Here is an 11,957-nt window from a genome sequence, read left to right as displayed (position 1 = left end):
AAACGCTCGGCTGGGACACCCCAGCCGAGCGCCTTACCGAGCTGCTCCACACAAGCAACTGACCTTCTGTGTTGCAACGACCCCTAGAAACCGCCGAGAACCGCGCGGGCCCCTTCGCGTGCGCGGGGTCCGGCGGGGGTGTCCGGGGCGCGTACGGGGGTGCGGACCTCTCGGTTCTGTAACGCGGACGGGGCCAGGGCCTCCGACATGTCCTGCATGTCCGACAAGAACCCGAGAAAACCTCGAAGAAACTCTGGATTCTTCCCGGGAAGTACTCCAGGCATACGACTGACTACGCTAAGTTATTTCCGGCGGCTACAGCCACCCCGTTATGAGCTTCCGAAAGGTATCCACGATGACGCGCATCGCCAAGATCTCCGGCCTCGTCCTCGCCACCGGCCTCGCCTTCGGCGCGATGACCGGCACCGCGGCGGCCGACAACAACGCCAACGTCCAGAACCTCACCATCCCGGTGTGCGTGGACGTTCTCCAGGCCGCGGGCGTCTCCGCCGACGGCTGCAACGTCGTGAGCTGGGACGCCACCTCCGGCATCGCCGTCGGCGACTAGTCGGTCCGTTCCACGGCCGGCCGGGACTCCACGTCCCACCGCACACGACCTTCACACCAGCAACCGAAAAGGACTCACACCATGAAGCGCTTCGCCTCCGTCTCCGGCCTCATCCTCGCCACCGGCCTCGCCCTGGGCGCGATGACCGGCACCGCCGCGGCCGACAACAACGCCAACATCCAGAACGTCACCGTGCCGATCTGCGCCGACGTCATCACCTTCTCGCTGATCAGCAGCGACGGCTGCAACGTCGTCTCCAGCGACTCCACCTCGGGCATCGTGGCCCTGGACTAGTCGCGGACCGTCGGTCGGGGGCGGGGCGATCGGTACCCCGTCCTCGTAGATCCCGACCCCGTGTGTGATCCACCCTGTACGGCGCGGCCGGCCTGCACCCGGCCCGCGCCGTTCTCATGTCCGGACCCGGCCGCACCGGGGCCGCGGCCCCGGGCCCGGCGGAGCGCCGGGTCAGGACCCGCAGACCCCGGCCGGGAGCGCCCCCGCCGGATCCGTGCGCAGCCGGGCGTGCGTGCCGGTGTCGAAGCGCTCGCCGCCGTAGTTCAGCTTCCGCCGCTCGATCCCCTCGGGCCGGAACCCCGCGCCCAGCGCCACCCGGCACGAGGCCGGGTTGTTCAGCCGGTGCCCCAGCTCCAGCCGGAACAGGTCCGTCTCCGCGAAGGCGTACTCGCAGACCAGCAGCGCCGCAGCGGTGGCCGCGCCCCGGCCCCGCGCGTCGGAGTGGATCCAGTACGACACCCAGCCCAGGCCGTGCGCACGGCTGGTCACCGACACCTGCACGTGTCCCAGCACCGGCCCCTCCCCCGCGGTGACGGCGAACCCGAACTCGTCGCCCGCCTCCGCCGCCGTCCGCCGGCGCCCGATCCACGCCAGCGCCTCCCGCTCCGTGACGAGGACCTCCGGGGACTGCCACGCCAGCTCCGGCTCGGCGAACGCCGACAGCAGGCGCTCTGCGTCGCCCGGCTCCCAGGACCGCAGTCGGTACATCCGCTCCCCCTCGCTCCGCTCCTCCCCCTTGGGAGGAGGGTCCCTACGGAATCATCCCCGCCGCGGGTGTCACGGCGCGGGGCGGGTGGTACGTCTTCCTTGTCATGACGACCGATACCTCCGACGCCGCCGGTGTCTTCGAAGCCCACCGCTCCGTGCTGACCGGGGTCGCCTACCGGATCCTGGGCACCGCGTCCGACGCCGAGGACGTGGTCCAGGAGGCGTGGCCGCGCTGGTCCGGCGCCGACCGCTCCAAGGTCGAGGACCCGCGGGCCTACCTCGTCACCATCGTCTCCCGCCTGGCCATCGACCGGCTGCGCAGCGCCCGCTCCCGGCGGGAGTCCTACGTGGGCGAGTGGCTGCCCGAACCGGTCAGCGACCTGCCCGACGGGGCCGACCGGGTCGAGCTGGCCGACACCGTGGAGTTCGCGCTGCTCGTCGTGCTGGAGACTCTCAGCCCGCTGGAGCGGGCGGTGTTCGTGCTCCGCGAGGCCTTCCAGATGCCGTACGCGGAGATCGGGGAGGTGATCGGGCGCAGCGAGGCCGCCACCCGGCAGCTGGCGCGGCGGGCCCGCGACCACGTGCGCGAGCGCCGTCCCCGCTTCGAGGCGGACCGGGCGGCGCGGCGGCGCATCACCGAGCGCTTCCTCCAGGCCTGCCTGGAGGGCGACATGGAGGGGCTCACCGGGCTGCTCGCCGAGGACGCCACCCTGGTCGGGGACGGCGGCGGCAAGGCCAAGGCGCCGCTGCGGGTGCTGCTGGGCCGGGCCAAGGTCGGCCGGTTCCTGCTGGCGTTGCCGAACAACTTCGAGCGGTTCCTGGCCTCGGTCGGGCTGGGGCCCGAGGAGATCCGGCTGGAGATCACCGAGGTCAACGGGGTGCCGGCGGTGATCGGGGTCGCCGCGGACCGGGTGATCACCGCGGTGGTCCTGGACGTGGACGGGGGCCGCGTCCAGCACGTGTACCTGATGGCCAACCCCGACAAGATGTCACACCTGCGGGTGCCCGACCCGTCCTAGGGGTCATGGAACTCACCGTTGTGGGCGGTGGCCTGGCGGGTCTGACCGCGGCCATCGCCGGCGCCGAGGCCGGCGCCTCCGTGACCCTGTTCGAAGCCCGTTCCGCGCCGGGCGGCCGGGCCCGCGCGACCGCCCCGCCGTACGTGGCCAACGAGGGGCCGCACGTGCTGTACGGGGACGGGTACGCCACCCGGTGGCTGCTGGAGCGGGACCTGGTCCCGGCGTACCGCCGGTTCCCCCTGTCCGCGCTCCCCCAGGCGCGGATCCGCGAGGGCGGGCGGCTGCGGTCGGCCCTGTCCCCGGCGCTGCTGGGGGCGGCGGCGCGCCGGTCGCTGCGCGCCCCGCACGACCGCGACTTCGGGTCATGGGCGCGCGAGCACCTGGGCGAGCGGTCCGCGCGGACGGCCGCGAACTACATGGGGGTGGCGCTGTTCGACCACGACCCGTCGCGGCTGTCGGCGGAGTTCGTGTGGGAGAGGTTCCTGCGGGTGCTGTCGCCGCGGCGGCCCTCGCCGCTGTACATCGTGGGCGGGTGGACGGCGCTGGTGGAGCGGATGGCCCGGCGGGCCCGGGAGAGGGGCGTGCGGATCGAGACGGGGGCGCGGGTGGGCGCCCTGCCGCAGGACCGCCCGGTGGTCGTGGCGACGTCGCTGGCCTCGGCCCGCGCGCTGCTGGGCGACGCGTCGCTGGAGTGGGAGAGCGGGCACGCGCTGCTGGTGGACCTGGGGCTGCGCCGCGGGCGGGACCCGTTCGTGGTGTTCGACGCCGACGAGTGCGGGTTCGTGGAGCGGTACACGCGGGTGGACCGCACGCTCGCCCCGGCGGGCGAGGAGCTGGTGCAGGCGCAGATCCCGGTGCGGCCCGGGGAGTCGCGGGCGGCGGTGACCGCGCGCCTGGAGCGGCTGCTGGACGTGGCGCTGCCGGGCTGGCGGGACCGGGTGACCTGGCGCCGCGACCAGGTCGCCAAGGGGCGGACCGGGGCCCTGGACCTGCCGGGGACCACCTGGCGGGACCGCCCGGCGATCGACCGGGGCGAGGGCGTGTACCTGGCGGGGGACGCGGTGGCCGCGCCGGGCCTGCTCGGCGAGGTGGCGGTGGCCGGCGCGGTGCGCGCGGTCGCCGCGGCCACCGCCCCCGCCCGCAGCCGCCGCCCGGCCTGAGCGGCGGGCCGGCCGGGTGCCCCGGTGCGCGGGCACCGGGACACCCGGTCAGGCCACCCAGCGGTAGCGGTGCTCGGGGCGGCCCGCCGTGCCGTAGCGCATGCGCAGTTCGGCCCGGCCGTCGGCGCAGAGGTGTTCGAGGTAGCGGCGGGCCGTCACCCGGGAGACGCCCGAGCGCTCGGCCACGTCGGAGGCGGACAGGTCGCCGTCGGTGTCGCGCAGCACCCCCGCGACCAGGTCCACGGTGGCGGAGGTCAGGCCCTTGGGCAGGGAGCGCCCGCCCGGCGGGCGCAGCAGGCCGAACAGCCGGTCCACGTCCTGCTGGGTGGCCTCGCCCTCGGTGTCCATCTGGCGCCGGGCCACCGCGTAGCGTTCGAGCTGGTCGCGCAGGGCGCTCAGCGGGAACGGCTTGAGCAGGTAGTGCACCGCTCCCCCGTGCAGGGCGTCGCGGACCTGCGCGATGTCGCGCACCGCCGTGATCATGAGGAAGTCGGTCCGGCGGGCGTCGTCGGCCGCGGCAGCACGCAGGGTGCGCATCACCTCGATCCCCGACGCGTCCGGCAGGTGGAGGTCGAGCAGCACCAGGTCCGGGCGGTGGCCGCGGATCTGGGCCAGCGCCGTCGCGGCCGTGTGCGCCACCCCCACCACGGTGAACCCGGGCAGCGTCTCCACCAGCCCCTGGTGGTTGCGGGCCACCCGGACGTCGTCGTCCACGACCAGGACGCGGATCACCGGGCCTCCCCCGCGGCCGGCGCGGCCCCCGGGCCGGCGGGGCCCCGCGAGCCCCCGTCCCCGGCGGGCAGGTAGGCGGTGAACACGGCGCCCTCGTCGCGGTCGGGGGCCTCCATCTCCACGCTGCCCCCGCGTCCCTCGCACACCTGCTTGACCAGCGCCAGGCCCAGCCCGCGCCCGCCCGCGTCCCGGGAGGCCTTGGTGGTGAACCCGAGGCTGAAGATCTCCTCGGCGATCCCGTCGGCGACCCCGTGCCCGGAGTCCGTCACCCGGATCTCCAGCAGGTCGTGCGGCGGGCCGTCCCCGCCCGCCCGGTGCAGGCGCACCATCAGCTCCACCCATCCCCGGCCGTCGCCCGCGACGGCGTCCAGCGCGTTGTCCACCAGGTTGCCCAGCACCAGCAGGGCGTCGGAGCGCAGCTCCTTGCCGAGCGCGGGGACCTCCGTCATCGGGGAGATCCGCAGGTCCACACCGATCTCCGCGGCCTGCGCCGACTTGGCGATCACCAGGGCGGCGGCGGCCGAGTCCGCCACGTGCTCGGCGATCCCGGCGCTGGTGCGCGTGTGCGCCGCCGACAGGTCCGCCAGGTAGGCGCGGGCCTCCTCGTGGTCGCCCAGGTCGAGCAGCCCGGCGAGGGTGTGCATCCGGTTCGCGAACTCGTGGGTCTGGGCCCGCAGCCCCCGGGTGACGGTGCGGGCGCCGTCGAGCTCGCCGGTGAGCCGGTCCAGCTCGGTGCGGTCCCGGAAGGTGACGACCGCCCCGGTCTCCTCGCCCCTGACCCGGACCGTCCTGCGGTTGGCGACCAGGATGCGGTCGCCGGAGAGCAGGAGCAGGTCGCGGCCCCGGTCGGCCCCCGAGACGATGTCGCGGACGCGCTCCGAGGCGCCGAGTTCGTCCAGGGTACGCCCCTCGGCGTCGTCGGGGAGACCGAGCATCGCGCGGGCCGGCGGGTTGGCCAGGACCAGGCGGCCCTGGGCGTCGACCGCCAGCACGCCCTCGCGGACGGCGTGCAGGAGGGCCTCCCGGCTCTCCAGCAGCGCGGTGATGTCGGCCGGCTCCAGCCCGTGGGTCTTGGCCCTGACCTGGCGGGAGAGCACCCAGGCGCCGACCACGCCCAGGCCCAGGACCACGGCGACCGTGCCCAGCACGGGCGGGACGGCGGCGCGCGCCTCGGTGGCGGCGTCGGAGGTGAGGATGCCCAGGGACACGTAGGCGACGACCCCGCCGCGGGCGTCGCCGCCGTTGACCGAGCCGCCGCCGGAGAACACGGGGATCTTGGCCCGGACGGTGCGGCCCTGGGTGCCGGTCTCCACGCCCGTCCACTCCTGTCCCCGGGCCGCGGGGCCGGGCGGGGTGGACACCGTCTCCCCTATGAGGTCCTTGTCCGGGTGGGTGTAGCGGGTGCCGTCGGGCGAGGCGATGACCAGGTACTCGACGCCGGTGGCGGCGCCGATCCGGTCGGCCAGCGGGTCGAGGTCGGCGGCCGGGTCGCCGCTCTGGACGCCCTCGACCACCTCGGGCATGACGGCGACGGCGCGGGCGACGCTGAGGACGCGCTCGGTGTACTGGCGGTCGGTGTGCCGGTCCAGGTGGACCACCCACAGGAAGCCGACGGCGACCAGGGCGGCGACGAGCAGCAGGACGTAGCCGACGAACAGCGAGCCGGTGAGGGAGAGGCGGGGGCGGCCCCGCGGCGCGGTGCGCGGGGCCGCGCCGCCAGGGCCGGCGGTGCGCGGGTCGGGCGTGCGCGGGTCGGGCGTGCGCGGTGGCCGGCGGAGCTGGCGCGCGGTCATGCCGGGGCCTTCCGGGAGGGGATCGGTGCGGGTGCGGGACACGGGGCCACAGGGGTCGGCGTATCCCCAGGTCGGCGCCGTGTTCAGGTGCGTGCCACGAACAATACGACCAATATGACGCCAGTTTTAACAACACCATGACAGGGGAGTGCCCCGCGTCACACTGTGACCCGGCTCTCCTCGCTCCCGCACGGCGAGGGGGCGAACGAGGTCGGAAGGAGACAGCGATGCGCGAACGCGGCGTGCCGCTCCGTATCGCGGGCGGGCTCTGCGCCCTCCTGCTGGTGGGGACCGCACTGTTCGACGTGCGCCAGAGCGCGGCGTCGGGGAGCGGTGAACAGGAGAAGCTCCTGCTCATCGCGCCGGCGGCGCCCGGCGGCGGGTGGGACACCCTGGCGCGGGAGATGCAGAACGGCCTGCGCGACGAGGAGATGCGCTTCAACGTCGAGGTGCGCAACGCCGAGGGCGCGGGCGGCACCATCGGGCTGGCCCAGATCGCCAACCGCGAGGGCCAGGACGACGTGCTGGCCATGACCGGGCTGGGCATGGTGGGCGCCGTCGAGACCACCGGGTCCCCGTACTCGATGGAGGACACCACGCCCATCGCGCAGCTGGCCTCGGAGTACCTCGCCGTGGTGGTGCCGGCCGACTCGCCCTACGAGACGCTGGAGGACCTCGCGCAGGACTGGACCTCGCAGGCGGCGACGCTGCCCGTGGCGGGCGGCTCGATGGGCGGGGTGGACCAGATCTTCGCGGCCCGGGTGGCGCAGGCCATGGGCCTGGAGCCCGGCGGCATCAACTACCTGCCGTACTCGGGCGGCGGCGAGGTGCTGACCTCGCTGCTGTCGGGGACGTCGGCGGTCGGCTTCGGCACCCTGGGCGACTTCATCGACCAGGCACAGGACGGCGGCCCGCTGCGGGTCATCGCCGTGTCCTCGCCCGAGCGGCTGGAGGGCGTGGACGTGCCCACCATCGCCGAGCAGGGCTTCGACGTGGAGATGTCGAACTGGCGCGGGGTCATCGCGCCGCCCGGCCTGACCGATGAAGAGGCGGCGGCGCTGGAGGAGCTGGTGGCCGCGCTGGTGGAGACCCCGTCGTGGGCCGACACGCTGGAGCGCAACCGGTGGACGGACACCTACCAGGGGCGCGAGGAGTTCGGCGCGTTCCTGGAGGAGGAGGTCGCCATGACGCAGGAGACCGTCGAGGAGCTGGGGCTGTGACCGTGAACGGAACGGAGCGGGCGGTGCCCGCCGGAGAGGGCGGGGACCCGGCCGCGGGGACCCCCGCCGGGACCGCGGCGGACACGGCGGCCGGCGCACGGGAGACGGGCGCCCCCGGCACGGCCGCGGATGCCTCGGGCGTCGCGGGGGCCGGGGCCGATGGCACCGCCGGCACCGACCTGGACCCGGCGCTCGCCGCCGCGCGGGCCGCCGCCGAGACGGCGTCGCCCGACCCGGAGACGGTGCCCTGGAGCGGGCCCGCCCGCTGGGTGGTGCCGGCGCTGGCCGCCGCCGTGGGCGCGGTCATGCTGTGGGGCGCGCTCACCATCGAGGCCCCGCCCAACGCCACCAGGCCCGGACCGGGCTTCTTCCCCGGGGTGATCGGCGGCCTGCTGCTGGTGCTGGCGGCCTGCCTGGTGGTGACCAACCTGCGGGGCCGGAGCACCGGCGCCGCCAACGCCCTGGAGTGGTTCGAGGCGCGTCCGGTCCTGATCGTGCTGGCCGGGCTGGTGGCGCACATCGCGCTGCTGGAGTTCCTGGGCTGGCTGCTGGCCGGGGCGCTGCTGTTCTGGGTGGTGGCCTACGCGTTCGGGGCGCGCGCGTACCTGCGCGACGCCGTGGTGGCGCTGTCGGTGGCGGCGGCCGTCCAGGTGGGCTTCTCACTCGGCCTGGGGCTGAGCCTGCCGTCCGGAATCCTGGGATGGGTGCTGTAGATGGAGACTCTGGTCAACCTCGGGGACGGGCTGCTCGCGGCGCTGTCCCCCGGAAACCTGATGTGGGCGTTCCTGGGCGTGGTGCTGGGCACCGCGGTGGGCGTCCTGCCGGGCCTGGGCTCGGCGATGGCGGTGGCGCTGCTGCTGCCGGTGACGTTCCGGCTGGACCCGACGAGCGCGTTCATCCTGTTCGCGGGCGTGTACTACGGCGGGATGTTCGGCGGGGCGACGACGTCGATCCTGCTCAACACCCCGGGGCAGGCGTCGTCGATCGCGACCACCTACGAGGGCCACAAGATGGCCCTGGCGGGGCGGGCCGCGCAGGCGCTGGGCACGGCCGTCATCGGGTCGTTCTTCGCGAGCCTGATCGGGACGCTCGTCGTGGCGTTCTTCTCGCCGGTGATGGTGTCGTTCGCGCTGAACTTCGGGCCGGGCGAGTACTTCGCGCTCACCGTGTTCTCGTTCGTGGCGGTGGCCGCGGTGGTGTCCGGATCGGTGCTGCGCGGGCTGACCTCGCTGCTCATCGGCCTGGCGATCGGCGTGGTCGGCATCGACGGGCAGAGCGGTGCGCCGCGGTTCGACTTCGGGTCGGCGGTGATGCTCGACGGGATCGACGTCGTGATCGTGACCGTGGGGCTGCTGGCCCTGGGCGAGGTGCTCTACGTGGTGGCGCGCGGCAAGTCCGCGCCGGACTTCGCGGCGATCCGCACCGGGCGGCCGTGGCTGAACCGCCGGGACTGGAAGCGGTCCGTGGGGCCGTGGGTGCGCGGTACCGCGCTGGGCAGCGCGTTCGGGCCGATCCCGGGCAGCGGGGCGGAGATCCCGACGTTCGTGTCACTGGGCCTGGAGCGCAAGCTGGCCGAGCAGCGGGCCAAGCGCAAGGGCGACCCGCAGGAGAACGAGTTCGGCAAGGGCGCCATCGAGGGCGTGGCCGGGCCGGAGGCCGCCAACAACTCCAGCGCGGCGGGCACGCTGGTGCCGCTGCTGGGGCTGGGGCTGCCGACGTCGGCGACGGCCGCGATCATGCTGGCGGCGTTCCAGCAGTACGGGCTCCAGCCGGGGCCGGTGCTGTTCGAGCGGAACGCGGACCTGGTGTGGACGCTGCTGGCGTCGCTGCTGATCGGCAGCGTGCTGCTGCTGGTGATCAACCTGCCGTTCGCGCCGCTGTGGGCGAAGCTGCTGAAGCTGCCCAAGCCGTACCTGTACGGGGGGATCACCCTGTTCTCGGTGCTGGCGGTGTACGCGATCAACACCTCCGTGGTGCACCTGGTGATGCTGCTGGCGGTGGCGCTGCTGGGGCTGGTGATGCGGGCGTTCGGCGTGCCGGTGGCCCCGGCGCTGATCGGCGTGGTGCTGGGGCCGATCGCGGAGACGGAGTTCCGGCGGGCGCTGGCGGCGTCCTCGGGCGACCCGTCGATCCTGGTGGGAAGCGGGATCTCGATCACCCTGTACGTGCTGGTGGCGCTGGCGGCGCTCATCCCGGTGGTCGCGGGGCTGCGGCGCCGCGCGGCGGACCGGAGCGCGAAGGCGAGCGTGTCCGAGAGGGACGGGGTGTCCGAGAAGGACGGCGTGTCCTGACCAGACCATGACCGGCCCCCTTCCCTGGGGTCGGTGTCCAGGTCGGCCCACTACTCCCGGGGCCGGCCGCCGAACGGCCCCCGGCCCGTCCGCCGGGGGCCGTTCGCGTGCCCGGGGTGCGGGTGGGGGTCGGGTGGTGTGGGGGTCGAATGAGGCGGGCAGGACGGCCCCCGCCCGGGCGGGGCGGGGGCCGGGGGACGGCACGGGCCGGGGAGGGCGGTCACCCGGCCGGCGCGGTCACTCGGGGAAGAGGCCGAGCTTCATGAGCCGGGAGCGGATGGCGCCGCTGTTGCGGCCGAACGCTGCGCAGAGTTCGGCGGTGGTGGCGCCACCCTTGGCGAGTTCGGTCAGGCGCGCGTCGTCCGCGTCGGTCCAGGGCTTGTAGGCGTTGGGGTGGTGGCGGCGCTCGTCCTCCACCCGGACGGAGGCGGGCTTGGCGGGCCTGGCGGGTTTGAGGAGGTCCTTGGCCAGGGCGGGGGTCCGGGTGAGCAGGCGGCCGAGGCGGGTGAGGTCCTCGCGGGCGACGACGCCCTCCAGGCGGGTGAGGATCTCCCCGTCGGCGTCGGAGGCGGTGATCTCCAGGGCCAGGCGGTCGTCGACGGTGGTGGCGAGGGCGATCTCGTAGCGGCGGGAGTCCTCTTCCAGGCCCAGGGTCACCCGGGGGCCGGCGGGGGTGGGGACGCGGTCCGGTCCGGGATGGGGGCCGGGTATCTCGTCGGGGTCGCCGAGGAGGGCGCGGACGCCCTGGGTGGCGTGCAGGACGCGGCCGTCGTCGAGGGTGTAGGCGGTGGTGGAGGGCGGGACTCCGACGTCGCCGAAGCGGACTTCGAGCCGCTGGCCCGCGAAGGGGTTGGCGGAGGCGGGTGAGGCGGGGTGGGGGGTGTAGGTGAGGGTCCCGGTTCCGGAGGAGTCGGTGCGGGGGTCGGCTGAGGTGCCGAAGCCGGTGCGGGTGCCGGTGCGGGTGCCGATACCGGGGGCGGCGGGCTTCTCGGGGCGGGCGTCGGGGTCGCCGTGCCACCTGCCGGACTCGTCACGGAAGGCGAAGATCAGTGTCACCGGGGGCCTTTCTCGTCGCTGTGGGTGGCACCGTAGCCACTTCGGGCGCGGATGGGCGGCGAATGACCGGTAGAGGTCAATTGCGCGGAGGCGGGTGGAGGGGTCGGCCGCAGAACCGGGCTGAGGATGAGGAGCCCGGCTCAGGCCGGGGGCGAGACCGAGGACGGGGGCGGGCCGAGCAGGTCCCAGCGGTTGCCCGCGATGTCGAGGAAGACGGCGACCCGGCCGTAGGGTTCGTCGCGCGGTTCGGTGACGAAGCGGACGCCGTTCCCGCGCATGCGGGTGTGGGCCTCCTCGAAGTCCTCCACCCGGAGGAAGAAGCCGACCCGGCCCGCCGCCTGGTCGCCCACCGCCGCGCGCTGACGGTCTCCGTCCGCGCGGGCGAGGAGGAGGCCGGTCGCGGCGCCGGGCGGGCGGACCACCACCCAGCGCTTCTCGCGGCCGTCGTTGGTGAGGGAGGGGGAGTCCTCCACGAGGTCGAAGCCGAGGGCTTCGGTGAAGAAGTAGATCGCGGGGTCGTAGTCGTCCACCACGAGTGCCACCAGGTCCATGTGCATGCGGACACGGTAGTCCGCGGGCGGGGAGGGGGCGGAGGCGTGGCCCCGAACGACCGGAAGGATTTCGAGCCGGAGAGCAGTTCGACGGGTCGGCCGTGGGCTTACCGCGGGTAGCCGATGGCCTGTCGGTGTCGAGTGCTGGACGCTGCCCCTGACGGACGGCGGACTCGGTACGGGATGGAGAGGCAGGAGCCCCCGACCACGTGGTCGGGGGCTCCTGCGTTTTCGTCTACGCCTGTCGGCGTGCAGTCCCGAGCAGGGGCGCCCACTCCGAGGCAGGGAAGCTCAGGTGCCCGGCCTCCCTGTGTTGGGTGTCGCGGACCAGGGTCTCGGACCCCTCTGCGACCTCGACGCACGCAGCCTCGTTGGCGCTGTAGCTCGACTTGTGGAACTGGGATGAATGCATGGGTGCCTCTTCTGATCGTTGATGATCCTCGGACCAGGTCGATGACGATGCTTGTGGGCAGAGCGCGGACTGCCGTGTCGTCCAAGAGCAGGCGGCGGTCCGCCACCTGGACCGGGCCGGTCATGTGGGCGCCGTGGTTGCGGGGTTCGGGGT

At 74.3% G+C, this 11,957-nt stretch carries 13 protein-coding genes; 7 read left to right on the top strand and 6 right to left on the bottom strand.

From position 1 onward, the window contains the following. The first annotated feature begins 355 nt into the window (after positions 1-355). Together BUE45_RS26555 and BUE45_RS26550 are read left to right on the top strand one after the other, a co-directional pair. Complete coding sequence (locus tag BUE45_RS26555) at positions 356-568, top strand: hypothetical protein (RefSeq protein ID WP_073383219.1); 213 nt, start codon at positions 356-358, stop codon at positions 566-568. 81 nt (positions 569-649) lie between these two features. After that, complete coding sequence (locus tag BUE45_RS26550) at positions 650-862, top strand: hypothetical protein (RefSeq protein WP_073383218.1); 213 nt, start codon at positions 650-652, stop codon at positions 860-862. A 171-nt stretch (positions 863-1,033) separates the two neighbouring features. On the opposite strand, the gene BUE45_RS26545 is transcribed toward BUE45_RS26550, so the two are convergent. Next, positions 1,034-1,570: a GNAT family N-acetyltransferase gene (locus tag BUE45_RS26545; RefSeq protein WP_073383216.1), complete on the bottom strand. Its 537-nt coding sequence runs from the start codon at positions 1,568-1,570 to the stop codon at positions 1,034-1,036. A 104-nt stretch (positions 1,571-1,674) separates the two neighbouring features. On the opposite strand from BUE45_RS26545, the gene sigJ reads away from it, so the two are divergent. Together sigJ and BUE45_RS26535 are read left to right on the top strand one after the other, a co-directional pair. After that, on the top strand, positions 1,675-2,589 hold the full coding sequence (gene sigJ, locus BUE45_RS26540) for an RNA polymerase sigma factor SigJ (protein ID WP_073383214.1): 915 nt from the start codon (positions 1,675-1,677) through the stop codon (positions 2,587-2,589). 5 nt (positions 2,590-2,594) lie between these two features. Continuing rightward, entirely contained in the window at positions 2,595-3,749 is a 1,155-nt protein-coding gene (locus BUE45_RS26535; protein WP_073383211.1) for an FAD-dependent oxidoreductase, read from the top strand. Between the two features lie 48 nt (positions 3,750-3,797). On the opposite strand, the gene BUE45_RS26530 is transcribed toward BUE45_RS26535, so the two are convergent. Continuing rightward, the gene (locus tag BUE45_RS26530; RefSeq protein ID WP_073383208.1) at positions 3,798-4,481 is read right to left on the bottom strand and encodes a response regulator; all 684 of its coding nucleotides are present in this window, start codon (positions 4,479-4,481) and stop codon (positions 3,798-3,800) included. Further along, a complete protein-coding gene (locus tag BUE45_RS26525) occupies positions 4,478-6,274 on the bottom strand; it encodes a sensor histidine kinase (protein WP_084737916.1) in 1,797 nt (598 codons plus the stop codon). The genes BUE45_RS26530 and BUE45_RS26525 overlap by 4 nt, the downstream gene beginning before the upstream one ends. A 227-nt stretch (positions 6,275-6,501) precedes the next feature. Between BUE45_RS26525 and BUE45_RS26520 the strand changes: the two genes are divergently transcribed. The 3 genes from BUE45_RS26520 to BUE45_RS26510 are packed head-to-tail and all read left to right on the top strand — an operon-like array spanning position 6,502 to position 9,785. After that, positions 6,502-7,494: a Bug family tripartite tricarboxylate transporter substrate binding protein gene (locus tag BUE45_RS26520; protein ID WP_073383206.1), complete on the top strand. Its 993-nt coding sequence runs from the start codon at positions 6,502-6,504 to the stop codon at positions 7,492-7,494. Continuing rightward, positions 7,491-8,207 carry a tripartite tricarboxylate transporter TctB family protein gene (locus BUE45_RS26515; RefSeq protein WP_342746053.1) on the top strand — a complete coding sequence of 239 codons (717 nt, stop codon included), beginning with the start codon at positions 7,491-7,493 and terminating at the stop codon, positions 8,205-8,207. Before BUE45_RS26520 ends, BUE45_RS26515 begins: the two co-directional genes overlap by 4 nt. Continuing rightward, the gene (locus BUE45_RS26510; protein ID WP_073383203.1) at positions 8,208-9,785 is read left to right on the top strand and encodes a tripartite tricarboxylate transporter permease; all 1,578 of its coding nucleotides are present in this window, start codon (positions 8,208-8,210) and stop codon (positions 9,783-9,785) included. Positions 9,786-10,022: 237 nt separating this feature from the next. On the opposite strand, the gene BUE45_RS26505 is transcribed toward BUE45_RS26510, so the two are convergent. From BUE45_RS26505 to BUE45_RS26495, 3 genes are all read right to left on the bottom strand, one after another. Beyond that, positions 10,023-10,841, bottom strand: coding sequence for a hypothetical protein (locus BUE45_RS26505; RefSeq protein ID WP_073383201.1), 819 nt, complete (start codon positions 10,839-10,841; stop codon positions 10,023-10,025). A 140-nt stretch (positions 10,842-10,981) separates the two neighbouring features. Next, positions 10,982-11,398 (bottom strand): VOC family protein, encoded by a 417-nt coding sequence (locus tag BUE45_RS26500; protein WP_073383198.1) that lies wholly within the window; start codon positions 11,396-11,398, stop codon positions 10,982-10,984. Positions 11,399-11,627: 229 nt separating this feature from the next. After that, the gene (locus BUE45_RS26495) at positions 11,628-11,804 is read right to left on the bottom strand and encodes a DUF397 domain-containing protein (RefSeq protein ID WP_073383196.1); all 177 of its coding nucleotides are present in this window, start codon (positions 11,802-11,804) and stop codon (positions 11,628-11,630) included. Positions 11,805-11,957 lie beyond the last annotated feature (153 nt).

Source organism: Nocardiopsis flavescens (assembly GCF_900141985.1).
Taxonomy (GTDB): Bacteria; Actinomycetota; Actinomycetes; order Streptosporangiales; family Streptosporangiaceae; genus Nocardiopsis; species Nocardiopsis flavescens.
Note: the sequence above shows the minus strand (reverse complement) of the source record. Positions and strands in the feature narration are given on the sequence as shown.

What these genes read in the sequence shown, in the direction of transcription:
- BUE45_RS26555 (WP_073383219.1), top strand. Translation starts at nt 356, where the DNA reads ATGACGCGCATCGCCAAGATCTCCGGCCTCGTCCTCGCCACCGGCCTC.
- BUE45_RS26550 (WP_073383218.1), top strand. Translation starts at nt 650, where the DNA reads ATGAAGCGCTTCGCCTCCGTCTCCGGCCTCATCCTCGCCACCGGCCTC.
- BUE45_RS26545 (WP_073383216.1), bottom strand. Translation starts at nt 1,570, where the DNA reads ATGTACCGACTGCGGTCCTGGGAGCCGGGCGACGCAGAGCGCCTGCTG.
- sigJ (WP_073383214.1), top strand. Translation starts at nt 1,675, where the DNA reads ATGACGACCGATACCTCCGACGCCGCCGGTGTCTTCGAAGCCCACCGC.
- BUE45_RS26535 (WP_073383211.1), top strand. Translation starts at nt 2,595, where the DNA reads ATGGAACTCACCGTTGTGGGCGGTGGCCTGGCGGGTCTGACCGCGGCC.
- BUE45_RS26525 (WP_084737916.1), bottom strand. Translation starts at nt 6,274, where the DNA reads ATGACCGCGCGCCAGCTCCGCCGGCCACCGCGCACGCCCGACCCGCGC.
- BUE45_RS26520 (WP_073383206.1), top strand. Translation starts at nt 6,502, where the DNA reads ATGCGCGAACGCGGCGTGCCGCTCCGTATCGCGGGCGGGCTCTGCGCC.
- BUE45_RS26510 (WP_073383203.1), top strand. Translation starts at nt 8,208, where the DNA reads ATGGAGACTCTGGTCAACCTCGGGGACGGGCTGCTCGCGGCGCTGTCC.
- BUE45_RS26500 (WP_073383198.1), bottom strand. Translation starts at nt 11,398, where the DNA reads ATGCACATGGACCTGGTGGCACTCGTGGTGGACGACTACGACCCCGCG.
- BUE45_RS26495 (WP_073383196.1), bottom strand. Translation starts at nt 11,804, where the DNA reads ATGCATTCATCCCAGTTCCACAAGTCGAGCTACAGCGCCAACGAGGCT.